Annotated in this window: 19 protein-coding genes; 13 read left to right on the forward strand and 6 right to left on the reverse strand. The window is 61.3% G+C overall.

The features are described 5' to 3' along the window. Positions 1-2,193, forward strand: a 2,193-nt coding sequence (locus IIY41_RS02985; protein WP_287399625.1) for a transglycosylase domain-containing protein, incomplete at its 5' end; no start/stop codon positions are given. Between the two features lie 102 nt (positions 2,194-2,295). On the opposite strand, the gene IIY41_RS02990 is transcribed toward IIY41_RS02985, so the two are convergent. Continuing rightward, a complete protein-coding gene (locus IIY41_RS02990; protein WP_055081291.1) occupies positions 2,296-2,856 on the reverse strand; it encodes a GNAT family N-acetyltransferase in 561 nt (186 codons plus the stop codon). Between the two features lie 468 nt (positions 2,857-3,324). Between IIY41_RS02990 and IIY41_RS02995 the strand changes: the two genes are divergently transcribed. Both IIY41_RS02995 and IIY41_RS03000 read left to right on the forward strand, forming a co-directional pair. Beyond that, positions 3,325-4,509 carry an MFS transporter gene (locus IIY41_RS02995; protein ID WP_287399627.1) on the forward strand — a complete coding sequence of 395 codons (1,185 nt, stop codon included), beginning with the start codon at positions 3,325-3,327 and terminating at the stop codon, positions 4,507-4,509. Between the two features lies 1 nt (position 4,510). After that, the gene (locus IIY41_RS03000) at positions 4,511-4,972 is read left to right on the forward strand and encodes an 8-oxo-dGTP diphosphatase (RefSeq protein ID WP_287399628.1); all 462 of its coding nucleotides are present in this window, start codon (positions 4,511-4,513) and stop codon (positions 4,970-4,972) included. Positions 4,973-4,982: 10 nt separating this feature from the next. Here the strand turns inward: IIY41_RS03000 and IIY41_RS03005 are convergent, their stop codons facing one another. From IIY41_RS03005 to IIY41_RS03025, 5 genes are all read right to left on the reverse strand, one after another. Continuing rightward, entirely contained in the window at positions 4,983-5,549 is a 567-nt protein-coding gene (locus tag IIY41_RS03005) for a GNAT family N-acetyltransferase (protein ID WP_287399630.1), read from the reverse strand. Positions 5,550-5,646: 97 nt separating this feature from the next. Further along, positions 5,647-6,765, reverse strand: coding sequence for an N-acetyl sugar amidotransferase (locus tag IIY41_RS03010; protein WP_050004688.1), 1,119 nt, complete (start codon positions 6,763-6,765; stop codon positions 5,647-5,649). 251 nt (positions 6,766-7,016) lie between these two features. Then, positions 7,017-8,333, reverse strand: a complete 1,317-nt coding sequence (locus tag IIY41_RS03015) for a surface carbohydrate biosynthesis protein (protein WP_050004687.1) — start codon at positions 8,331-8,333, stop codon at positions 7,017-7,019. A gap of 3 nt (positions 8,334-8,336) precedes the next feature. Continuing rightward, positions 8,337-9,398, reverse strand: coding sequence for a hypothetical protein (locus IIY41_RS03020; protein WP_050004686.1), 1,062 nt, complete (start codon positions 9,396-9,398; stop codon positions 8,337-8,339). Positions 9,399-9,411: 13 nt separating this feature from the next. Continuing rightward, positions 9,412-10,941 carry an MBOAT family O-acyltransferase gene (locus IIY41_RS03025; protein WP_009325022.1) on the reverse strand — a complete coding sequence of 510 codons (1,530 nt, stop codon included), beginning with the start codon at positions 10,939-10,941 and terminating at the stop codon, positions 9,412-9,414. Positions 10,942-11,421: 480 nt separating this feature from the next. Here IIY41_RS03025 and IIY41_RS03030 point away from each other — a divergent pair, with 480 nt between their 5' ends. The 10 genes from IIY41_RS03030 (at position 11,422) to IIY41_RS03075 (ending at position 22,926) form a co-directional block, all read left to right on the forward strand. After that, positions 11,422-12,405 (forward strand): NAD-dependent 4,6-dehydratase LegB, encoded by a 984-nt coding sequence (locus IIY41_RS03030; RefSeq protein WP_009325020.1) that lies wholly within the window; start codon positions 11,422-11,424, stop codon positions 12,403-12,405. 68 nt (positions 12,406-12,473) lie between these two features. Further along, positions 12,474-14,099: a DUF2142 domain-containing protein gene (locus IIY41_RS03035; protein WP_050004683.1), complete on the forward strand. Its 1,626-nt coding sequence runs from the start codon at positions 12,474-12,476 to the stop codon at positions 14,097-14,099. Positions 14,100-14,143: 44 nt separating this feature from the next. Further along, positions 14,144-16,186 (forward strand): hypothetical protein, encoded by a 2,043-nt coding sequence (locus IIY41_RS03040; RefSeq protein ID WP_050004682.1) that lies wholly within the window; start codon positions 14,144-14,146, stop codon positions 16,184-16,186. Beyond that, positions 16,183-16,869, forward strand: coding sequence for a hypothetical protein (locus tag IIY41_RS03045; protein ID WP_050004681.1), 687 nt, complete (start codon positions 16,183-16,185; stop codon positions 16,867-16,869). Before IIY41_RS03040 ends, IIY41_RS03045 begins: the two co-directional genes overlap by 4 nt. Positions 16,870-16,961: 92 nt before the next feature. Beyond that, the gene (locus tag IIY41_RS03050; protein ID WP_009325012.1) at positions 16,962-18,122 is read left to right on the forward strand and encodes a LegC family aminotransferase; all 1,161 of its coding nucleotides are present in this window, start codon (positions 16,962-16,964) and stop codon (positions 18,120-18,122) included. A gap of 25 nt (positions 18,123-18,147) precedes the next feature. After that, positions 18,148-19,191, forward strand: a complete 1,044-nt coding sequence (locus IIY41_RS03055) for a sugar phosphate nucleotidyltransferase (RefSeq protein ID WP_009325010.1) — start codon at positions 18,148-18,150, stop codon at positions 19,189-19,191. A gap of 91 nt (positions 19,192-19,282) precedes the next feature. After that, the gene (gene neuB, locus IIY41_RS03060; protein WP_009325008.1) at positions 19,283-20,278 is read left to right on the forward strand and encodes an N-acetylneuraminate synthase; all 996 of its coding nucleotides are present in this window, start codon (positions 19,283-19,285) and stop codon (positions 20,276-20,278) included. 66 nt (positions 20,279-20,344) lie between these two features. Further along, positions 20,345-21,544, forward strand: coding sequence for a UDP-N-acetylglucosamine 2-epimerase (neuC, locus tag IIY41_RS03065; protein ID WP_117472536.1), 1,200 nt, complete (start codon positions 20,345-20,347; stop codon positions 21,542-21,544). Beyond that, complete coding sequence (locus IIY41_RS03070) at positions 21,541-21,831, forward strand: hypothetical protein (RefSeq protein WP_119981165.1); 291 nt, start codon at positions 21,541-21,543, stop codon at positions 21,829-21,831. Before neuC ends, IIY41_RS03070 begins: the two co-directional genes overlap by 4 nt. A gap of 117 nt (positions 21,832-21,948) precedes the next feature. Continuing rightward, positions 21,949-22,926, forward strand: a complete 978-nt coding sequence (locus IIY41_RS03075; RefSeq protein ID WP_172726175.1) for a Gfo/Idh/MocA family protein — start codon at positions 21,949-21,951, stop codon at positions 22,924-22,926. Position 22,927 lies beyond the last annotated feature (1 nt).

The raw sequence follows: 22,927 nt of genomic DNA on the forward strand, positions 1-22,927 counted from the left end.
CCGCCCCGCGGCAAAAGACAGCGGCGGCGTCCCGTGCTGCGCAGGGTGCTGCTGGGCGTGCTGTGCCTGTTTTTGGCCGCGTGCCTCAGCGTGGGGGGCTATCTGTATGCTTCTACGCGCAACGACTTTTTGTGGCTGGATCTGGAGCAGCTGCCGCACCGGGAGGCGACCATCCTGTATGCGCAGGACAGGGAAACCGGTGAATGGGTGGAGTATGCCCGGCTGGAGGCCACGCAGCAGAAGATATGGGTGCCGCTCTCGGAGATTCCCGAGGACATGCAGCACGCATTTGTGGCCATTGAGGACAAGCATTTTTACGAGCATCACGGCGTTTCCCTCACGCGCACGGCGTACGCGGTGCTCAACGAGATGAAAAAGGCGCTCACCGGAACCTATTTCGGCAACGGCATCAAGCAGGGCGCCTCCACCATCGACCAGCAGCTCATCAAGAACCTGACGCGGGACGACGAGGCCGGCGGCCTGGAGGGCTATATGCGCAAGGTGCGGGAGATCTGGCGCGCTTATCGTCTGGACGCAAAGTACGACAAGGAGACCATCCTGGAGGCATACCTCAACGTCATAAGCTTTACCGACAACACGGCGGGCGTGGAGGCCGAAAGCATCAAGCTGTTCGGAAAATCCGCCAGGGACTTATCTCTGGCCCAGTGCGCCTCCATCGCCTCCATCACCAAAAACCCTTACCGGTACGACCCGCGCACCCATGAAGAAGAGCATTTGAGCCGCCGCAATTACATTCTGTACGAGATGTGGCAGCAGGGCTATATTACCGAGGAACAGTACAATGCCGCCTCGGCCGAGCCCATCGGCCTTTCGCCGGGCAATGTGCCGGTGGCGGAAACGCCTGTCACGACCTATTTCACCGACAAGGTGCTGACGGATGTGTCCGCCGCTCTTTCGGAGCAGTATGGCCTGGACAGCGCCGAGACGACCAATCTGCTGTACAACGGCGGCCTGCGTATTTACACCACGGTGGACCCGGACCTGCAGGCGGTGATGGAAAACGCGCTGGAGCGCGGATACAGCAGCTTTTTCCCCACCAGCGGGCTGGGTGTGGCAACGCAGGCCACGAAATACAATGAGGACGGCACCATCGCCCGGGATGAAAACGGCGATCCCATCCGGGAGGACGTCGTCGAGACGCCCCAGGCTGCAATGGTGAGCGTGGGCTACGACGGCAGCCTGAAAGCCATTGTGGGCGGCATCGGGGAAAAAGAGGTGAGCCGCGGGCTGAACCGCGGCACCGTGCCCCGCCAGGTGGGCAGCACCATGAAGCCCATCGGCGCGTATGCGCTGGCGCTGGAAAAAAACAAGATCAACTGGTCCACGCCGCTTCTGGACGCGCCCGTGCGGCAGCTGGAGGATGAAAAAACAGGCGAGCTGAAGGATTGGCCCGCCAATTTCAGCAAGACCTATGCCGAGGATGATATTCTCGTGGTGGACGCACTGGCACAGAGCATCAACACCATCGCCGTGCGCGTGGGCGAGCAGGCAGGCGTGGGGAATATCTACCGCTTTATGAAAAACAGCCTGGGCGTCACCAGTCTGACGCCGGAGGACAACGACTCCGGCCCCATGATCCTGGGCTCCCAGACCCACGGTATTTCGCCCTATGAGCTGGCGGGCGCGTATATGATGCTGGGCAACGGGGGCTCTTTCACCACGTTGCACTGTTATACCAGCGTGCAGACGGGCTACGGCCGCGAGATCGCCGCGCCGGAGCTGAAAACAAAGCAGGTTCTGGGAACGGACACCGCATATGTGATGAACCGCCTGCTGGCGCAGGTGATGCAGGGCAGCGGAACGGCTGCGGGCTACCGTGTGCGCGGCGAAATGGACAGTGTGGGTAAGACGGGTACTTCCTCTGACAACCGGGATTACTGGTTCGTTGGCATGACGCCCTATTATGTAACGGCCACCTGGTATGGCTATGATTCCGGCTTTGCGCTGAACACGGCGTCGGGCACCCATGCGCCCACCACGGCCTGGAAATATGTGATGGAGCGCGCCCAGCAGGGTTTGCCCGTGCTGGAGTTCCCCGTGGACGAAAGCGTCGTGACGGCAGAATACTGCACGGAATCCGGCGGGCTGGCCGCGCCCGGCTGCCCGCGCACGGCGACAGGCTATTACACGCAGGGAAACCTGCCCGCCGTCTGCAGAGACCATGCGGCGTGACATTGTCCCGCAAAACAGAAATGAAAAAGGAACAGACGCGCGCCGCGCGGAGCTGAACGCTCCCGCGGCGCGCGTCTGTTTTGCACGGAAAAAGGCGGCGCGTTATTCCAGATGAAGCACAAAGGGGCGCAGAGGCGCGGGCACCAGCCCGCGGTACACCTCCCGCAGCAGCCCACGGAGCCCCGCCGCCGTGAGCCCGGCCGGCAGACGGCGGGCGATGATAGCGTAACGTACGCCGTACAGCCGGCAGGCCGCGCCCGTCAGGGAGAAGCCCGCCCGTTCGTAAAAGGCGATGCGGCGCAGGCGCATCGCGTTCAGGCCGGCGTCATGGCTGTCGGGCATCTCCACTTCGCCCAGGATGCAGACGCCGCCCAGCACGGCGTCCAGAGCGGCAAGGAACGCGCTGCCCACGCCCCGGCCGCGCAGCTCGGGCGTTACGGCAAAATAATCCAGCAGCAGCACGCGGCTGTCGTGCCGGTAAAAAAAGGCATAGGCGGCCAGCCGCCCGTTCCGGTAATATCCGTAACACAGGTAACGCCCGCGCTCCATCAGCCTCAGCATCACGGCCAGGGGCTTCAGCTCGGCAGGCGGAAACGCCTCGTGCATGTATGCGTCGTAAATGCCGCGCAAAGCAGACTCGTTCAGTTTTCGTACAGTGCTCATGGGGACCTCCTTGTCCGGAAAAGGTTCACGCCGCGCGGGAGCAGAGCAAAAAAGCTTATCTCAATGGCCGCAGGCCAGGGACGGCCTGCATGGCCCTCAAAATAGCCTGCGGCTTATAGATGGAAATCGTCTTATATCTTCTTATAAATGTTTATAGCGGAGCGGTGAAGCCCTTGTAAATTAAGGCTCTTTGCCGTTTCTGCTTATATCCTGCTATATCTCGTTATAAGTCCTTTTTGTAAGCACGGGCGTCAAAAAAGCGTCAGACAGCATATTGAACCTGATTACATAGAAGCCCACAAAGCCATTCAAACACAGCTTCATGAGGGTTTGCACTATTTTACTCCTTATCGCTTGCTACAATGCTACAATAATTCCACTATTTTTTATGATATTTATTAGTATATCATATTTGCACGAAAAATGTGCTATACTGTATTTTTGGAAACCAACAGGGGGGCAAAGTACATGAAACTTACGCATAAACATACGCTGGCGGCAAGCTATCTGGGGTACATCACGCAGGCTGTCGTGAACAATCTCACGCCGCTGCTGTTCGTCGTATTTGAGACGTCTCTGGGCATCTCCATTGGCCGCATCAGCCTGCTCATTACCGTGAATTTCGGCGTGCAGATGCTGGTGGATCTTTTATCCGCAAAATGGATCAATGTCATCGGAACGCGGCGGGCCATCGTTGCCGCCCACGCCTTTGCCGCGGCCGGGCTTGTGGCGCTGGGCGTTCTGCCGTACCGGACAGCGGACCCATATGTGGGCGTGCTGTGTGCGGTTTGCCTGTGCGCGGTGGGCGGCGGCATTACCGAGGTGCTCATCAGTCCCATCGTGGAGGCGCTGCCCAGCGAAGACAAGGCCGGCTCGATGAGCCTGCTGCACGCATTTTACTGCTGGGGCCATGTGGGGGTGGTGGTGCTGTCAACCCTGTATTTCGCGTTGGCGGGCACCGGACGCTGGGCGCTGCTGCCTGTGCTGTGGGCCGTGCTGCCGCTGTGCAACATGGTGCTGTTCGCGCGGGTGCCGCTGTGCACGCTGGCGGGCGACGAGCACCACACGCCGCTGCGCGCACTGCTGAAAAGCAAAATGATCTGGCTGTTCCTTTTGATGATGGTATGTGCGGGCGCGTCCGAGCAGGGGATGTCCCAGTGGGCGTCCCTGTTTGCCGAAACGGGCCTGAAGGTGCCCAAAGCGATGGGCGACCTGCTGGGCCCCTGTGCGTTTGCGGTGATGATGGGCCTGTCCCGTACGCTGTACGGCATATGGGGCGCGCGCATCAGCCTGAAACGCTGTATGGCGGCCAGCTGCCTTTTGTGCGTGGCCGGTTATGCTGCGGCAGTGTTCGTACCCTGGCCGCTGCTCTCGCTGGCGGGCTGCGCGCTGTGCGGCTTTTCGGTGGGCATTCTGTGGCCGGGCACATTCAGCCTTTCCATGGTACACTGTCCGGAGGGAGGCACGGCCATGTTTGCGTTGTTCGCCCTGGCGGGCGACGTGGGATGCGCGCTGGGCCCGGGCGTTGTAGGCGCGGTGTCCGGCATGGCGGGCGGCGCGCTGAAAGCGGGGCTGCTGGCCGCGTGTGCGTTCCCGGTGCTGCTGCTGCTGGCGGTGTCCCGGCTGCGCCGCCGCCCGAAGGGGGAACAGTAAGATGGCAAGAAGCGAAAAAGCTGTCGTCACCGTACTGTGCATGGTACATGACAGGACGCGCCTGCTGCTGCAAAACAGGGTGAAAGCCGACTGGCGAGGCTATACGCTTCCCGGCGGCCATGTGGAAAAGGGCGAATCCTTTGTGCAGGCGGTGACGCGGGAGATGCGTGAGGAGACCGGCCTCACCGTGCATGCGCCGCGCCTGTGCGGGATCAAGCAGTTCCAGACGGACGCGGACGAGCGGTATATCGTTCTGCTGTTCAAAACAGACCGTTTTTCCGGCACGCTGCGTTCATCGGAGGAGGGCGAGATGGTGTGGGTGGAGCGGGACGCGCTGGACGCTTATCCGTTGGTAGAGGATTTCCGGGAGCTTCTTTCGGTGTTCGACCGCGACGATCTGACGGAATTCCAGTACGAGCGCGCGCCCGGCACGCCCGCAGACTGGCGCGTACGCCTGTATTGAACGCGGGATGTCAGCCCTTGCCCGGCTCGTTGAGACGCACCATATGGATGTGGTCCTCCCACACGCCGTTGATGCGCAGGTAGCGGCGCGCCAGCCCTTCGGGGCGGTAGCCGCATTTTTCCAGCACCCGCAGGGAAGCTGTGTTGCGGGGCATCACATTCGTCTCCACCCGGTGCAGCGCGGCAGGGCCGAAGGCGAAGCGCGTGCAGGCCTCCACGGCCTGCGTCATATAGCCGCGGCCGCACAGCGCGCCGTCCAGCTTATAGCCCAGAAAGCACGACTGGAACGCTCTGCGCACGATATTGTTCAGCGCAACGCTGCCGATGACGCGCCCGGGGACGTCTTTCAGCGCAAGATAAAAGCGCACGCCCGTGCCTTGCGCCGCGCGCTGCACATCGGCGGCAAGCTCCCGCGCGTGATGCTCCGCCGTATAAAAGCCCGCGGGCCGCTCGGGCTCGAACGGTGCCAGAAACGCCGCGTTGCGAAGGTAATAGTCCAGCACGGCTGGGGCCAGCCCGGGCGCGGCGGGCAGCAAAATAAGGCAGCGCGTTTCCAGCGCGGCGGGGACAAGCTCCATAACAAGCCTCCTGTTCACTGTAAAAACGACGCGCCGCAGCTTGTCGAAAAAGCTTTGCTTTTCCGACAGACTGCGGCGCGCCTTGTGTTTAAAAAAATCAGTTCTCTTTCCAGATGGGTTCCTTGAGCATCCAACGGCCGTATTCGTCCTTTTCAAACAGGTCCCTGTTGTAGAACTTGTCCATGATGGCCCAGAACTCGGTTTCGGTGTAGCCGCAGAACGCGCAGAAGTCACGCACGCACAGCGGGTCCAGCGCGCCGTCCCGCTCCTTGATGATGGGAATGGCTTCCTCCCGTGTCATCATACCGTAGCGGATGTAGCGGGCCGTGTAGTCCGTGGCCGCCGCATGGCCGAACTTCGGGTATTTCAGCCAGGAGTGTACCAGATACGCGCGGCTGTCGATCTGATCGAAATTTTCCGCGTGATGGGTGCGGTCCCACTCATGCGACAGGTCATGGAAGCCGTGCTCCTTGGCGATCTGGTAATTTTTGTAGCTGTTCCAGGGCACGAAATAGCTCATATAGAACGGATCCAGCCTGGCCAGCTCTTCGGCGGAGGGCGCCTCGGTGAGGATGAGGTCGTTCTCGCTCACGCCGTAGCCCAGCAGCTCCTCCTTGGGGAACCCGACGGCAACGCCGTTCTCGATCTGGTCCTTGGCGGAATAGGTCTCTACATCGGCGTTGCCGCCGTATTCAAACGAGACGTTTTCACCGTAGCACAGGAAAGGCGTGTTAAACTTGGCCGCCATATGCAGCGGGAAAGTATAGATGAGCCTGTCCACATACCAGGTGGGCTTGCCGTATTTTTCAAAAAAGGTGCGCATCAGGGTTTTCTGCGCCTTGATATTGGGCTTACAGGAGATGATGGTGCAGCCGAACTCCTCGCTGATGTTTTTCAGGTTGTGCTTGCCCGCCTCCGTCATGGGGAAGTTGTCCTCTACGCTGAACAGGATGGGGTTCATGCGCATGACTTCCTTGAGCATATACACCTGGAAATGGCTGTCCTTGCCGCCGGAGACGGCCACGGCGCAGTCATATCCGCCGGGGCCGTTGCAGCCGCGGTATTTATCGCACATAGCCTCAAATTCCTTCCAGCGCGCGTCCCAGTCCACATCCTTGCGGTGGGCGTAATGGTTGCACGCGCTGCACACGCCGTTTTCGTCGAACGTAATGCCGGGGCGCGTGTCGGGCATGGTGCATTTTTTACAATATTTCATAGCTTTTCTCCTTTACAAGAAACCGCGCGGAAGAAAGCCGCGCATCGTAAACACTCTTATTGTACCCCATTTTGCGCCCGCGCACAAGGCGCAGCGGCGCATTTGCGCACAAAAGAGGGGCTCTGCCGGGCGGGGGGGGCGCCGGGCAGTTCGGCTTTTCCCAAATGCGTGGCGCTTCGGGCGGCGGCGCGCGCGGGGGAAGCCGAACCGCCATCCGGCTGGACGGCGCGCACCGTTTTGACGCCGGGGCATCAGCCCACAAAGCGCGCGATCTTTTCCTCCATGGCGCGCGCCTCCTCTTTGGAAATGTGCGCCTTGTCGATATAACCGTAAATGCGTGAAGCCATATCTGCGAAGCCGGGTGCGACCCCGGCAAGGCGGGCCGGGTCGAATTTCACCGCGTACATCATATGCACACCGATGAGCGCGCAGAACTTGAGCAAATTGAAATGCGGCCGGAAGGGCGGGCTGAAGGGCTGGTCCCGCGGAGGGTTTTTGTAAACGTCCTCCAGCAGGTCCGCCATGCGCACATAGGCGGGCGTATCGCTCCTGTCAAAGTAGCCTTCGATGACCTCTTTGGCAATGGGGAAGGGCGCGCTGTCCGGCGCGTCCGCCGCTGCGGCAAAGGCGGCGTAATCCGTGATGTGATCCGCCCCCTTATAAATGACGGGGTCGTACTCGTGCTCAATGGGAACGGGCCGCAGGATGCGGCAGCTTTTGCCCGCGAAGTACACCTCCGCAATGGCCGTGCTCATCCAGATGAAGATCTGGTCCGCCGCCACGATCCATTGCTTCACGCTGTCCGCGAAGATCACGCGGAAATTGGGCCGCTTTTGGGCCAGCGCCTCCAGCGCGGGGCTGTTCCACTCGCTGGGGTGGCGGCGGTAGACGAGCTGCACTTCGGGATGCCCGGCCAGATATTGGTCGAACCAGGCAAGCGTCTGTTCCATACTGGTGCGGTTGGTACCGGCAAAGCCGGTGAAATCCTCGCCCGCCATGTCGGAGAGCTCCTTTACTTCCTGCTCCGTCATGCTGGCATAGCCGAAGCTGGAGATGTACAGCATCAGTTTTTTGTCCGGGTCCAATCCGTGCTCCCGGCACAGCGCAGCCTTATCCTTGAAATATCCCCGGAACTCGGGCCGCAGGAAATCCATCATCACCGCGCCTGTCACGGGGCAGTTTTTTTCCTGCATGCCGTGGGCCACAAGGCGCTGCTGCGTGCGTTTGCCCCAGCAGGTCTGCACGCATTTTTTGGCGTTGCCGCCGAAGTTGAACCACGCGCCTTCCTCCTGCGTGTCGCTGAGCATCTGCTCCCAGTGCAGGTTCACCACTTTGTTGCACACGCCGATGTTGTTGTACACATGGCTGTTGATGGCCTCGTCGTCGTACATGCAGCTGGACACCAGAACCTTCGGCTTTTTCAGGGTGAAGTATTTGAGCTTTTTCCGGTCCAGCAGCTGGCGGAGCTCCACGGTATAGCCGCGCCGGGCCAGCTCCGCCTTCAAAAGCAGGATGCTCTCGTACTCCCGCACCACATGCTCATACAGAATCAGAAAATCCAGTGCCATGGCTTACGCCTCCTTTGCGCCGAACAGCGCACGTGTAAATTCGGGCAGGCCCCGTTCCACATCCAGGTGGAACCCGTCGTAGTATTGCTCCTCCGCGTAAACGGCTTCCGGCTCTACCTCAAAATCCCGCACGGCCGCGCCGGTGTCCGCAAGCGCCTGCCGTATGGTGCGCATGGGCTCGTCCAGGCCCAGCGGCGCAACGAGATACTGCCGCAGCGCATCGTCGATGGGGGGCAGTACAAAGGTCAGTTCAATGCCGTTTTCCGCACAATAAGCCGCCAGCTCCTCCAGACGCCGCAGGTTTTCCCAGTTCAGGGAATAGGAGCTGTCGGCGGGCGTTGCGGCCAGCATCGCGTCCAGCAAAGCGCGGGGATTGGTGCAGCGCTCCCGCGCTGCGCCCCAGGCGTCGATATAAGGCTCTGTTTCAATCGCGGGCAGTGTGCCCGGCTTTGCGCAGTTTTGGTACAGCGTGGCGGCATAGGCGATCAGGTTGCGGCGTACGGGCAGCGCGTTGCCGTCCTCGTCCACAGAATCGATCGCCTCCCAAGCGCCTGCGTCCCGGGTCGCGCCCGTCTGCACGCCCTGCAGGCGCAGCAGAAGCTCACCCAGCATATCGGCGTTGTAATCGAAATTGAGCATATAGGCAACGGGGTTTTTCACCACGGTGCCGATGGCCTCCATGCGGTTGCGGGAATCGCCGGCACGCAGGGTGTAAAAGCTGACGCCGAAATAGCAGGTGTTCAGGCTGGGGTTGTTTTCGGCGGCGAGGTAGAACAGGTCGATGCTCTCGTTCAGCGAAGCACCGCCGAAGGCGAGGTTGCTCCAGCCGCGGCCGGAGGCCTCGGCCACGGCATTCATGTCGAAATGGGCCATGCGTGAGTCGCCCAGGATGATGGCGTCCTCGGGCGCGGACAGATAAGCCCGCACGCGCGTGATGACGGAGTCTTCGCTGGAAGCACCGCCTTTGACACCAAAATAATCATAGGGCTCAAAGGCGAAAAACAGGGCAAAATAAACCAGGAACGGCGCGGCAAGCAGCGCCAGGCGGGGCAAAATTTTTTTCATGCGGCGCGCCTCCTTAAAAATTGTTGTACAGGAAATTCGCCGCCGTGGCGAAGTATCCGTTGTTCATCAAAAAGCCCGCGAAAATGAACGCGGCCAGCGCGTAGTACAGCAGCCAGCGGAAAATAAGCGGCAGGCTCAGCATCCGTGCGGAAAGATCCCCGCCCGGCGCTTTGAAGCGGCGGGCACAGTCCAGCAGCACGCCTCCCGCCAGTGCCAAAAGCACGAACGCCAGGAATGCAGCGCTCAAAAGAGATTTTGCATTGAAGGAGGCCGCTATGGCGCGGATGTCCGCCAGCAGGCCTGTCAGTGAAACGTTCCGAAACTGGGCCGTCAGCACATACAGCGCGTCGTGTACCGAAGCGGCGCGGAAAAATACCCAAGCGGCGTTTACCAGCGCAAAGGTGCACAGGCACTGCCACGCACAGGCAAGGCGGCCGGTGCGGCTGACATGCAGCGCTGCGTAAACGCGTCCGCGCAGCCTGTCCGTCGCGTCCCCCGCGATCTGGTAGACGCCGTGCAGCGCGCCCCAGATGAGATATGTCAGCCCCACGCCGTGCCAGACGCCGCTGACGAGGAATGTGAGCAGCAGGTTCAGATACTTGCGCGCCTTGCCCTTGCGGTTTCCGCCCAGAGGGATGTAAACATAGTCTTTGAGCCAGGAGGAAAACGAGATATGCCACCGGCCCCAGAACTCCCGGATGGAACGCGAAAAATAGGGCGTGTCGAAGTTCGTCGTCAGCTGAAGGCCCAGCAGCTCGGCAGCGCCCAGCGCCATGAGCGAGTAGCCGGAAAAATCAAAATACAGCTGCAGCCCGTAGCACAGCGCGCCGAAGGTGAGCGTCAGGCCTGTATACGCCGTTACGTCGCCGTAAACAGCGTTGGCAAACACCGCCAGAAGGTCGGCCACGGCCACCTTGGAGAACAGCCCCAGCGCAAAGGTGACCAGCGCGTGGGCCGCGCGGTCCGTACGCAGGGCGCGGGGCGCGCGCAGCTGCGGCAGCAGTTTGTCCCCGCGCATGATGGGGCCGCTGGAGATGAGCGGGAAAAAGCTTACGAACAGCGCGAAATTACAGGCGCTCGGCTCGGCCGCGTATTTTTTGCGGTATACATCCACGGCGTAGCCAACGGACTGCACCGTGAAAAAGCTGATGCCCAGCGGCAGGATGACGGAAAAAGCGCTGCCGCCCGCTTCACTGGCGAGGCCCAGACGGGACAATGCCTGCCAAAGCCCTGCGCTGACGGCCGCGCCGTGGAGCAGCAGAGAGGCGCCTTTCAGCAGCACCAGAAGGCCGAGGTTTACGCCCAGCGCGGCCCAGAGCCGCCGTTTGCGGGAGAGACCCTCGGCGGCGTCCATGCGGCGCACCAGCGCCCACGTGGCCAGGGAATCCAGAACCAGCACGGGCAGCCATGCAGGGGTATTGAAGCAATAAAACGCATAGCTGACGGCCAGCAGCGCGGCGTTCTGCCAGCGCCTGGGGACAAGCCAGCATACAAGCACCGCCAGCGGGAAGAATGCAAAGAACGAAACGGAGTTGAATGTCATAGCGCACATCCTATATCGACAGAGTATGGACCGCGCCGCAGAGCGCGGCCCGGCGCGCGGGAATCCTTGTTACATTATAAAGGGGGACAGGCGTTTTGTAAAGGAAGGGGCCTGCCGGCTGCGCGGGGCAAGGCGGAAGGCACGGCGGCGCTTATGCCCGGCCGACAAAAAAGCCTCCTTTTATTGCTATTTAGCCCATTTTATATTATACTTAACTAGTATCGGTGTGCAAAAGAAACAGCGGTTTTCGGGCACGCGGCAGCGCATCGGCTGCGCTATCCGCGCTGCCTTCCGTCGGGAAGGCAACGCTGTCCGCCCCGCCGCTGCCCCGCCGCGCGGCTGAAAGCTTCGCGGGCCCCGGCCGGGCGCTGCTGCTTTTATACACGGATACCGTGATATACTATACCCGTAAGCAAAAAACGGGCGGCGCGCACCAGACCGGAATTTGCGGCGCAGCCCGGCAGAAAAGGAGTTTTCCATATGGCGCATACTGTTATGGTGACCGGTGCAGACGGCTTTATCGGCAGCCACCTCACGGAAGAACTGGTGAAAAAAGGCGAAAAAGTGAAAGCCTTCTGCTATTATAATTCGTTTAATTCCTGTGGATGGATCGATTCCCTCGCGCCCGAGATCCGCAGTGAGATCGAGATCTTCATGGGCGATATCCGGGACCCCAACGGCGTGCGCACCGCCATGCAGGGACAGGAGCGCGTGTTCCATCTGGCCGCGCTCATTGCCATCCCGTTCAGCTACCACTCCCCGGACAGCTATGTGGACACCAACATCAAAGGGACGCTGAATGTCCTGCAGGCAGCACGGGACCTGGGCACCCAGCGCCTGATGGTGACTTCCACCAGTGAGGTGTACGGCACGGCCCAGTATGTGCCCATCGACGAAAAGCACCCGTATCAGGGGCAGAGCCCGTACTCTGCCACCAAGATCGGCGCGGACCGGTTGGCCGAGAGCTTCTACCGCAGCTTTGACGTGCCGCTTTCCATCGTGCGGCCGTTCAACACTTACGGCCCGCGCCAGTCGGCCCGTGCCGTTATCCCCACCATCATCACCCAGCTTCTGGCGGGCCGCACGGAGATCCGTTTAGGCAGCCTGGCGCCCACGCGGGATTTCAATTACGTCAAGGATACGGCCGCCGGCTTCATGGCCATTGCAGATTGCGACGCCGCCGTCGGACAGGAGATCAACATCGCCACTGGCCGCGAGATATCGATCGGCGATCTGGCGGATGAACTGATCCGGCAGATCAATCCCGAAGCCAGGGTGGTGTGTGAGGCTGAGCGCCTGCGCCCCGGCAAAAGCGAGGTGGAACGCCTTTTGGGCGACGCCTCCAAGCTGCGCGCCCTGACGGGCTGGCAGCCGGCCTACACCTTTGAACAGGGCCTTGCCCAGACCATCGAATGGCTGCGCGGAAATATGGACGGCTATAAAGTGGATGCATACAATTTGTAATATATCGACAAAATATTACAAATCTGCCGCCTGCAGGACACAACGTGCGGGCGGCGAATGGAGTATTTATGGCGGAACTTACAAAAAAATGCAAACGGCTTTGGACAAAGCCCGGCATCCGCTGGCTTTGCGGATATTTCTTTGTGCTGCTGTGCGGCGTGGGGCTGGTATATTACTGGCGTGTGGCGTACTCGTTGGGCGCGGGCATGCCCGGCTTTGCCGCAGCGACGACACTCATCATCTGCGGCGGCTTTTCCGCCGTGTATCTTCTGGTGTTTCTGGCCGCGCATTTCCTCAAACAGAACCTGGCTCTGAAAACCGCTGTGCTGGTTTTTCTGGCCGGGCTCTGTTTCGTGTTTGCCAACCCGCCCATGCAGGCTCCGGACGAGACGATGCATTTCCTGCGGGCTTATGCCGTGGGCAGCGGACAGTTCCTGTTCGATGAAAAACAGCAGTTCCCAAACGATGTGAATCTGCTGGTGCGGGATTTCCCCGGGGCGTATATCAACGGCGTCAGCGGTGAAAAACTGGCCCCGGACGACCCGACCATCGCGGACGCCTTTGCACGGTACAGCGCGGACAAAGCTGCGGGGGCGGTTGCGCCGGGCGCGTTCACCCCGGTGCAGCAGCTGGTGCCGTACTTCCCCCAGGCGCTGGGCGTGGCCGTGGGACGGCTGTTCGGCGCGGACGCGCTGGCCTGTATGTATTTGGCGCGCGCGGCGAACCTGCTGTGCTATGCCGTATTGTGCGGTTACGCGGCTGCGGTCATCCGGCGCTTTTCGGCCGTGCTGATCGCGCTGGCCATTTCTCCGGTGTCGCTGTTTATGGCCGGCTCGTGCAGCTCGGACGGGCTGTTCATGGGCCTGACATGGATATTTATCGCGCTGTGCCTTTCGGACGTTGTGACGAAAAAGAGGCTTGCGGTGCTGGCGCTCTGCTTTGGCTTGACGTTCCACGCAAAATACACCACGCTGGCGCTGCTGCCGCTGTTGCTGCTGCTGCCGTTCGAGCAGAAGCCCCGCAAGGGAAAAAAGGCGCTTTCGGCCGCCGCGCAGCGCTGGGGCGTGCTGGCGGTATGCCTGGCCGCGGGCGTTATCATATATGCGCTGCTGACAGGATATACGGCGCTGGCCAGCAATTATGGCCGTGTGCCTTATGCGGACACCGGCGTTGACCCGGGCCGGCAGCTCGCGTTCGTTTTTTCCAATCTGCCGCGCTACCTGGCGGTCCTGCTCTATTCCGTCTACCGTGACAAGGCAAACCTCTTTACCATTGGGAATTTTGGATGGATGGACATGACGGTGCCGTTTGTCAGCTACTTTGCGCCGCTTTTTCTGCTGTTTGCATCGGGCGTATCGGCGCTGGAGGGCGCGCGGGAAAAGCTGCGCACCGCCTGGGTGTTTCTGGCGACGGCCGTGCTGATGTACGGCTTCACCTATACGGGCATGTACCTCACCAGCACGCCCGTCAGCCTGCCGGAGATCAACGGCGTGCAGACGCGCTATCTGCTGGGGGCGCTGTTTGCGCTGTTCGCGCTGGCATCCATGCTGATGGGCCGCACGATGGCCCTGCAGAACCTGCGCCCGGGCCTGCCGCAGAAAACGCCGCCCGCGTGGCGTGTGCTGCATTACGGTTTTTGCTTCGCGCTCGTCAGCGCGCTGCTGCTGTTCCAGGCGTATTACATCGGGCCGTGACGCTGTGCGGCGGCTCCGTATCGCTTTAAAGGAGGACCCTGCGTTTGATCGCTTTTGTTGAAATGACCGTTACCTTCGCGGCGCTCACGGCGCTGTGCCTGTTCCTCAACACAAAAATGCGTCTGGCCGCGGGCCTTACGCCGCTGTTTGTTTTGTGCGGCACGATGGTCTGGTACAGCACGCTGGGCAGCGTGCATATGCTGGTGCCTGCGGGCATTGTCTGGTTTGGCGCGGCGGCGGCCGCGTGCGTCTGGCTGTGGCGCAAGCACAAGGACATCCGCTGGCGGGAGTTTTTTTCGCCCGCCATGGTATATTTCCTGCTGGCGTCGCTGGCCGTTATCGTGCTGTTTGCCGTGCGCCGGCCTATTTTTAACGAGTGGGACGAGTTCAGCTTCTGGGGCATCGCGCCCAAGGTCGTCAAGACCGAGAATCAGCTGTATACCTATAACCCGGGCGAGATGCGCGTGAGCACCTTTGTGCCGGGCATCATCATGCTGGATTATGCGTTCCAGTTCCTGGGCAGCGTATTTGTGCCCTGGAAAGTGTACGCGGCGTACGACATTTTGTTTTTTGCAGTATTCGCGGCCGCCATTTCCATGCTGGGCCGCAGGCACTGGCACATTGCCGTACCCGCCGCCGCGGTGCTTACGCTGGTGCCATACATGGTTTCCGTGTATCAGCGCGGCATCTATGTGCAGACGACGTATATGAACGCCTATTCCGACATTCCCATGGGCCTGCTGTTCGGCGCGGGGCTGGTGCTGTATTTTGCGCCGCGAAAAAAAACACCCATACTGATGACGGGCGCGGTGCTGGCCGTTACGGCGTCCTGCCTTTCCAAGGACATGGGCTTCGCGCTGTGCCTTATTGCGGCCGCCATCATCTGCTTTGACCTGCTGTTCGTCCAGAAGGAGGACGTGCCGTTCTTCCGGCTGAAGGGCCTTGGCGGAAAGCTGTGCTGGTGCGCCTCGCTTGTGGGCGCCCCGCTGGCCGCGTTCTTCGGCTGGGCCGCGCACATGAGCGTTGTGCTGGGCTCCAACCGGTTCGACATCGGCGGCTCGGCCGATATGGGCATGGTACAGATGGTGACGACGGGCATTGCCGAGCTGCTGGGCATCGGCCGCACCCAGAAATTTACCGATATCATGGAGCTGATGAAAAGCGCGTTTTTCAACACACGGCTCACGATGTTCAGCGTTGGCGCGCCGGACAGCACGCTGGGGCGTATTTTCAACGGCTCGGGCTTCATCACCGTGCTGCTGATTTTGAGCATTCTGCTGGCGGCATTCCTGCTGGGCGACAAGCGCATGCGCGTGCGCACGGCCTGGACGGCGCTGTGGAGCACGCTGGGCTTTGCGGCGTTCTATATCTTCACGGGTTTCACCTATGTGTATGTGTTCAAGGAAGAGCTGGCCTATGGGCTGGGCGATTACAACCGCTATATTTATCCCTATTATGCGGGCTGGCTGGTGTTTGCCGTAACGATGCTGTGCGCTTCGCTGAAAAATGCAAAGCCCGGTAGTCTTGGCACGCTGTTCCTGCTGGCGCTGTGCGGAGGCTGCATTTGGCGTGCGGATGCATATTTGCAGCCCCAGCTTACGGTTCTGGATTACCCGGACAGCCATTACGCGGGCCGCCGTTTGCAGGTGGAACAGGTTGAGGCCGCGAAGCACTACCTGACGCGGGACGACAAAGTGTTCATCGTGTCCATGACGCAGCAGGGCGTGGGCTGGTTCCAGCTTTATTATGAATTTTATCCCGATGTGGCCGTAGATTACAGCTTCGGCGCAGGGGAGGAATTCAGCCCGGACATCGTGCGCCGGGCCGACGCGATGCCGGGGTTCTTTACGGAAGAACAGGTGGACTACTTCACCAGCCAGCCGTTTACACCCGCGGTCTGGTGCGATTACCTTGAGGCCAGCGGATGCACGGCCATCTATATGGATGAATGGGACGCGGCCTTTGCGGAAAATTACGGCGCGCTGTTTGCCGACGGCCTGAAAAGCGGCGCCACGCTGTACCGCGTAGAGGGCGCGGGGGCGGATATGCACTTTGTGCCGCTGAACGGAGAGGAGGCGGCGTCGTGAAGCGTGTGAAGGCTTTTTGGAACAGCATCTGGAAAAACGACAGGCGGCTGGTGGCGCTTTGCTATGCGGTGTTTCTGGCAGGCAGCATACTGGCGTCTCTGTACGGGTTTGCCGAGGACGCATACCAGCGTGCCCGGGGCAACGTGGCGCAGACGGAGATTTCCGGCGCGCAGGAAGACGTATTTGCTCTGACGGACCTGGAACAGGAGGGCGATTTATACACCTCTACCAGTGTGGACCCGCGCATGGAGCTGGACCTTGCCGCCGTATCGCCCACGGGCGTGCCCGCTTATGTGCGACGCGTTACGGTTCGGGTGACGTTTTTGAATATGGACCCCGGCGAGCTGAGCGTGTTCTACAAACCGCGGGCGGACATGGAGGAATACGACGCGACCTACCGGGTGTGGGCGCATAAGGAAGCCGAAGACGGGGTATATACTTTTACGCTGCCGCGGGGTGCGCTGTATGGTTTACGGCTGGACCCCGGCATTTACAGCGGCATGCAATTCCGGCTGAAGAGCGTCATCATCAATGAACCGCGCGGCTTTTTCGAATGGTTCCTGCCCACGCGTCCCTGGCTGCTGTGCCTAGTCGTCGTACCGCTGCTGACGGCCTCCGTGCTGAAATATCTGGCGCTGGCCGCGGCTGCGCTGGGCGCAAGGCGCGCGGGCGGCAAAACCTGAGGCGGCCGCGGCAAACGATACCGCGTGCGCGCGGGCGGCGCAGCAGCCGCCCGTCCCGCCCGCTATTTTTACAAAGGAAAGAAGCGAAGTATATGAGCCAGCAATTTATCCCGCTGTCCGTACCGAATTTTTCCGGCAACGAAAAGCAGTATGTAAACGAAGCCGTTATCAGCGAGTGGGTGTCCACGGGTGGCAGCAAGGTGTCCGAGTTTGAGGAAAAGATCGCCGAATACACCCACATGCCCCGGGCCGTGGCCTGCAACAGTGGTACCTCAGGCCTGCATCTGGCCATGCTCATGGCGGGCGTGGGCCGCGGCGATGAGGTGCTCGCGCCCGCGCTCACGTTTATTGCCGCAGTGAATCCCATCCGCTACGCGGGCGCGGAGCCCGTGTTCATCGGCTGCGGCGAGAGCCTGTGCCTGTGCCCGGCGCTGGCCGGGGAGTGGCTTGCCGCCAACACCGAACAGCGGGACGGCAAATGCGTGAACAGGCACACGGGCGCGCACGTGAAAGCGCTTCTGGCGGTGCATGTGTTCGGCAATATGGCCAATATGCCCGGGCTGGTGGAGCTGTGCCGGAAGTACGGCCTGGTCCTCATTGAGGATTCCACCGAGGCGCTGGGCACTTATTACACCGAGGGACCGTACAGGGGCAAAATGGCCGGCACCATCGGCGACATCGGCGTGTACAGCTTCAACGGCAATAAGATCATCACCACGGGCGCGGGCGGCATGGTGGTGTCCAACCACGCGGACTGGCTGGAGCGGGCGAAGCATCTTTCCACCCAGGCGAAAGCGGACGAGCTGCAATTCGTGCATGACGAGGTAGGTTACAATTACCGCCTGACGAACCTGCAGGCTGCGCTGGGCCTGGCACAGCTGGAGCAGCTGGAAGGCTTTATTGCCCACAAAAACGAAATGTACGATTTTTATAAAGAGCGGCTGGACGGAAAAAACGGATACCGCATTCTGCCTTTCCGGGACGGCGTGCGCTCCAACAAGTGGTTTTACAGCCTGTATCTGGAGGACGCGCGGCACACGCGGGACGGCGTTATCGCCGCGCTCAAGGCGCAGAACATCCAAACGCGCCCGGTGTGGGCGCTCATCCACGAGCAGGCGGACTACGGCCGCAACGAGACCTACGGCCTTGCAATGGCCGAGGATTTCCGCGCGAAGATCGTCAACCTGCCGTGCTCCACGAACCTGACGCGGGAGGATGCTCAGCGCGTGGTGGACGCGCTGCTGGCGCTGTAAAAGCATGGCGGAAGGGGGAAAAAAGATGCGCGTGGACGACCTTTTCATCACCGAGGACATTTCGGTGCTGGATGCAATGCGCAAGCTGGACGAAACGGGCCTGGGCGTGCTGTTCGTCGCGCCGGAGGGCGTGCTGCGCGCCGTTGTTACGGACGGCGATATCCGCCGCTACATCCTGAAGAGCCTGCCGCTGGAAGGGCCGGTGCGGGAGGCGGCGAATTACAGCCCATACGCGCTGCCCATGGAGGCGCGGGCGCGGGCCAAGACCGCGCTGCTGGAACACGGCATCGGCGCGCTGCCGCTGCTGGACAAGCGGGGCAGGGTGCAGGACGTGGTGTTCGCGGGAGGGCTGGACATCGACACACATAAAAAAGCATGCGCGCCCGTGGTCATCATGGCGGGCGGTTTGGGCACGCGTCTGTATCCCTACACCAAAATACTGCCCAAGCCCCTGATCCCCATTGGGGAAATGCCCATTGTGGAGCATATCATCCACCGCTTTGCGGATGTGGGCTGCAGCGCGTTTACGATGATCGTAAACTACAAAAAGAGCATGATCAAGAGCTATTTCAACGATCTGCAAAAGGATTACACCGTGGATTATGTGGACGAGGACACGCCTCTGGGCACCGGGGGCGGCCTGAGCCTGCTGAAGGGAAAAGTTACGCAGACGTTTTTTCTGACGAATTGCGACATCCTCATCGACGCGGACTTCGGGGATATCTACCAGTATCATAAGGAAAAGGGCAACGTCATCACCATGGTGTGCGCGGTGAAGCATTTCACCATCCCGTACGGCGTGGTGGAGCTGGGCGGCGACGGCGACATCAGCGGCATCACTGAAAAGCCGGAGATGAATTTCCTCACGAACACGGGTGTGTATGTGGTGGAGCCGTCGGTCATCGACGGCCTTGCGTACAACGAGCCGATCCCTTTTACAGATATCATCGCGGATGTGCGCGCCGCGGGCGGGCGCGTGGGCGTGTATCCCGTGAGCGAGAACAGCTGGATGGATATGGGCCAGCTGGAGGAGCTGGACAACATGCGCCGCCGTTTGGAGATGCAGTAGGCCGCCGCGGCATAACACAGGCAGCCGCGCCGGGCAAGGCCCGGAAAAACGCAGCGGCCCGGCGGGAACCGGGCGGACAGGGGGAAATTATATGTCAGTGCTCATCATCGCGGAGGCGGGCGTGAACCACAACGGCAGCCTTGCGCGCGCAAAAAAAATGGCCCTTGCGGCAAAAACTGCAGGGGCGGATATCGTAAAATACCAGACGGCGGTGCCGGAGCTGGTCGTGAGCAAATTTGCCGAAAAGGCCGAATACCAGAAGGCGCAGACGGGCGCCGGCGAAAGCCAGCTGGAGATGGTGCGCCGCATCCACTTCGGCTTTGACGGCCACCGGGAGCTGAAAGCTTACTGCGAGGAGATCGGCATCGAATACCTCTCCACGCCCTTTGATCTGGACAGCATCGATTTCCTGGCGTCGCTGGAGCTGCCCGTATACAAGATCCCTTCCGGAGAGATCACGAACCTGCCCTATCTGGAACGGATCGCCGCGCTGAAAAAACCGGTCATCCTCTCCACAGGCATGAGCACGCTGGCGGAAATTGAGGACGCGATGTCCGTGCTGGAGGACGGCGGCGTGGAGGATATTACGCTGCTGCACTGCAATACCGAATATCCCACGCCATTCGCGGACGCGAACCTGCGCGCCATGCAGGACCTGGCGTCCCATTTCGGCTGCGCGGTGGGGTATTCCGACCACACGCTGGGCTGGGAGGCCGACATCGCGGCCGTGGCGCTTGGCGCGTGCGTCATTGAAAAGCACTTTACCCTGGACAAAACGCTGGAAGGGCCGGACCACAAAGCCAGCCTGGACCCGGCGGAGCTTGCGGCCATGGTGCGCGCGGTGCGCAATACGGAGCAGGCTTTGGGCGACGGCCGCAAGCATGTGACGTCCAGCGAGGCGAAAAACAAGGCCATTGCCCGCAAGAGCATCGTGGCCCGGCGCGCCATTGCCGCGGGCGAGGCGTTCACGGAGGAAAACCTCACCACCAAGCGTCCGGGAGACGGCGTTTCGCCCATGCGCTGGCACGAGGTTCTGGGCCAAACGGCTAAACGCGCGTTCAGCGAGGACGAGAAGATCGAGCTGTGAGCGAAAAGAGAAGGCTCCGCCGACGAGGCGCGGAAGCTTTTATTTCATAAACCGGGAGGGATTCAGATGACGAAAAAAAGCCTGTGCGTCGTCACCGGCACGCGCGCCGAATACGGCCTTCTTCGGCCTGTGCTGCAAAAGCTGCTGCAAAGCGCCGTCATCGAGCCGCGCCTTGTGGTGACGGGCGCGCATCTTGCGCCGGAGTTCGGCAACACCGTCAGCGAGATCGAAGCCGACGGCATGCCCATCGCGGCGCGCATCCCCATCCTGAAGTTCGGCACCGGCTCTCCGCTGGCTACTGCGCGCACCGTCAGCTATACGATGGAGCGCTTTACCGATTATTTCAGCCAAAACCGTCCCGACGCGGTGCTTGTGCTGGGGGACCGGTATGAGATATTTGCCGCGGGCGCGGCGGCCGCGCTGCTGGAGATCCCGCTGGCGCACATCAGCGGCGGTGACGTGACGGCGGGCGCGGCGGACGACTGGTTCCGCCACTGCCTGACGAAGATGGCGTCCCTGCACTTTCCGTCCTGTGAAGTTTACGCCCGGAGGCTCATCCGCATGGGAGAGGACCCGGCCGCGGTGGAGAATGTGGGCGGCCTGGGGGACGAGAACCTGCGCAGCCTGCCGCTTTTGTCCCGCGCGGCGCTGGCCGAAAGCATCGGCTTCGGGCTGGAGCGCCCGTATGCGCTGGTGACCTACCACCCCGAAACAGCGGGCGGCGCGTCCCCGGCGGCGCAGTTCGACGCATTGTGCGCCGCGCTGGAGCGCTGCGGGCTGGCCGCCGTCTTTACCAAAGCCAACGCGGATGCGGGCGGCGCCGACATCAACGCGCGGATCGACGCGGTGTGCGCGGCGCGCCCCGGACAGTATGTCGCCTTTACCAGCATGGGCGTGCTGCGGTACCTTTCGGCCATGAAATACTGCGCCGTGGTGGCGGGCAACTCGTCCTCCGGCGTAGTGGAAACGCCCTCGCTGGGCGTGCCCTGCGTCAACGTGGGCGACAGGCAGAAGGGGCGGCTGCTCAGCGCCAATATCATCTGCTGCGCGGCGGACGAGGCGTCTGTGTATGCGGCGCTGCAAAAGGCGCTTTCGCCCGCCTTTGCCGCGCAGGCCCGGCAAGCGAAAAGCCCTTACAACGGCGGCGACACCAGCGGGCGCATCGTGCGGCGGCTGGAGGCGTTCGTGCAGAGCCCGTCGCTTGGAAAGCCCAAGCTGTTTTACGACGGCCCCGTGCCGGGGTGGGAAAAGGAGGGCAGCCGATGAGCGGATTGGCGGATTCCTTCCGCGAGATGTGGAAAACGGCGCTGACGGCGCTGGGACAGCTGAACACCTTGGTGCCCGATTACTGGGACGGCGCGCTGGATACAGCCCTGCGCGTGGTGCGCACGGCGTTGCCTCTGTTTGCGGCGGTGCTGCTGGTGCAGCTTGTGCTGCTGGTTTTCGCGCGGCGAAAGCGCCCGCGGCGCATCCTCGTTTTCGCCGGGACGCTGGCCGTGGTGCTGGGACTGTGCGTTTGGGCCTGTTTTCCCGCATGGACGGCGGGGGCATAAACGGAACGCCCCGAGGCGGCGGGCCGGTAAAAGGGTCCATGCGGGGTTTGCTCCCGGAAGCGATACACCGATATTGAAAAGAGGGCTGTGCACTGCGCGGCACGGGGAGGAAATGATATGGAACTTTTGGTCGTAGGTCTGGGCAGCATGGGCAAACGCCGTGCGCGCCTCATCCGGGGCGTGGAGCCGTCGGCGGCGCTGGCGGGCGTGGATTTCGCCCCCGCGCGCAGGGAAGAAGCGCGGGCTTTGGGCATCGAGCCGTATGAGAGCATCGCGGCGGCGGTGGCAGCGCGGCACTTTGACGCGGCGTTCGTGTGTACCGCGCCCCTTACCCACGCGGGCATCATCGGCGAGCTGCTGGACGCGGGCCTGCCTGTATTCACCGAGCTGAACCTGGTGGACGACGGCTACGACGCGCTCATTGCAAAAGCCGCGCAGAAGGGCCTGCCGCTGTTTTTGAGCAGCACCATGCTCTACCGCGCCGAAACGCAGTACATCAAGCGCCGGGTGGCGGCGTTTGCAAAGCCCGTCAATTACATCTACCACATCGGGCAGTATCTGCCGGACTGGCACCCATGGGAAAATTATAAAAACTTTTTTGTGGGCGACAGGCGCACGGGGGGCGTGCGGGAGATCTTCGGCATCGATCTGCCCTGGCTGCTGGACGCTTTCGGTCCGGTGAAGCACGTCTATGCGGAAAAGGACAAGCTCAGCGGTCTGGAAATCGATTATCCGGACAGCTATTTCGTCACGCTGCGCCACGAGAACGGGACCAAGGGCCTTTTGGCGGCGGATGTCGTCAGCCCCAAAGCCGTGCGGAACTTTGAGATATTCGGCGAAGGGCTGCACCTGTTCTGGGAGGGCAACCCCAGGGCGCTGTACAGCTACAACGCCGAAACCAGGGAGAAGGAATTTGTGGACACCTACGGCAGCTTCGAGCATGATGCGCGGTACAGCGACAATATTGTGGAGAACGCTTATGTAGATGAAATAACGAACTTTTTCGGCGTGCTGGCCGGGCGGGAACAGCCCCGGTGGTCCTTTGAAAAGGACAAAGAGGCCATCGCGCTCATCGAACGCATCGAGGGGGCGTAAG

Source organism: Ruthenibacterium sp. (assembly GCF_017421385.1).
Lineage (GTDB): Bacteria > Bacillota > Clostridia > Oscillospirales > Ruminococcaceae > Ruthenibacterium > Ruthenibacterium lactatiformans.

What these genes read in the sequence shown, in the direction of transcription:
- IIY41_RS02990 (WP_055081291.1), bottom strand. Translation starts at nt 2,856, where the DNA reads ATGAGCACTGTACGAAAACTGAACGAGTCTGCTTTGCGCGGCATTTAC.
- IIY41_RS02995 (WP_287399627.1), top strand. Translation starts at nt 3,325, where the DNA reads ATGAAACTTACGCATAAACATACGCTGGCGGCAAGCTATCTGGGGTAC.
- IIY41_RS03000 (WP_287399628.1), top strand. Translation starts at nt 4,511, where the DNA reads ATGGCAAGAAGCGAAAAAGCTGTCGTCACCGTACTGTGCATGGTACAT.
- IIY41_RS03005 (WP_287399630.1), bottom strand. Translation starts at nt 5,549, where the DNA reads ATGGAGCTTGTCCCCGCCGCGCTGGAAACGCGCTGCCTTATTTTGCTG.
- IIY41_RS03010 (WP_050004688.1), bottom strand. Translation starts at nt 6,765, where the DNA reads ATGAAATATTGTAAAAAATGCACCATGCCCGACACGCGCCCCGGCATT.
- IIY41_RS03015 (WP_050004687.1), bottom strand. Translation starts at nt 8,333, where the DNA reads ATGGCACTGGATTTTCTGATTCTGTATGAGCATGTGGTGCGGGAGTAC.
- IIY41_RS03020 (WP_050004686.1), bottom strand. Translation starts at nt 9,398, where the DNA reads ATGAAAAAAATTTTGCCCCGCCTGGCGCTGCTTGCCGCGCCGTTCCTG.
- IIY41_RS03025 (WP_009325022.1), bottom strand. Translation starts at nt 10,941, where the DNA reads ATGACATTCAACTCCGTTTCGTTCTTTGCATTCTTCCCGCTGGCGGTG.
- IIY41_RS03030 (WP_009325020.1), top strand. Translation starts at nt 11,422, where the DNA reads ATGGCGCATACTGTTATGGTGACCGGTGCAGACGGCTTTATCGGCAGC.
- IIY41_RS03035 (WP_050004683.1), top strand. Translation starts at nt 12,474, where the DNA reads ATGGCGGAACTTACAAAAAAATGCAAACGGCTTTGGACAAAGCCCGGC.
- IIY41_RS03050 (WP_009325012.1), top strand. Translation starts at nt 16,962, where the DNA reads ATGAGCCAGCAATTTATCCCGCTGTCCGTACCGAATTTTTCCGGCAAC.
- IIY41_RS03055 (WP_009325010.1), top strand. Translation starts at nt 18,148, where the DNA reads ATGCGCGTGGACGACCTTTTCATCACCGAGGACATTTCGGTGCTGGAT.
- neuB (WP_009325008.1), top strand. Translation starts at nt 19,283, where the DNA reads ATGTCAGTGCTCATCATCGCGGAGGCGGGCGTGAACCACAACGGCAGC.
- neuC (WP_117472536.1), top strand. Translation starts at nt 20,345, where the DNA reads ATGACGAAAAAAAGCCTGTGCGTCGTCACCGGCACGCGCGCCGAATAC.
- IIY41_RS03070 (WP_119981165.1), top strand. Translation starts at nt 21,541, where the DNA reads ATGAGCGGATTGGCGGATTCCTTCCGCGAGATGTGGAAAACGGCGCTG.
- IIY41_RS03075 (WP_172726175.1), top strand. Translation starts at nt 21,949, where the DNA reads ATGGAACTTTTGGTCGTAGGTCTGGGCAGCATGGGCAAACGCCGTGCG.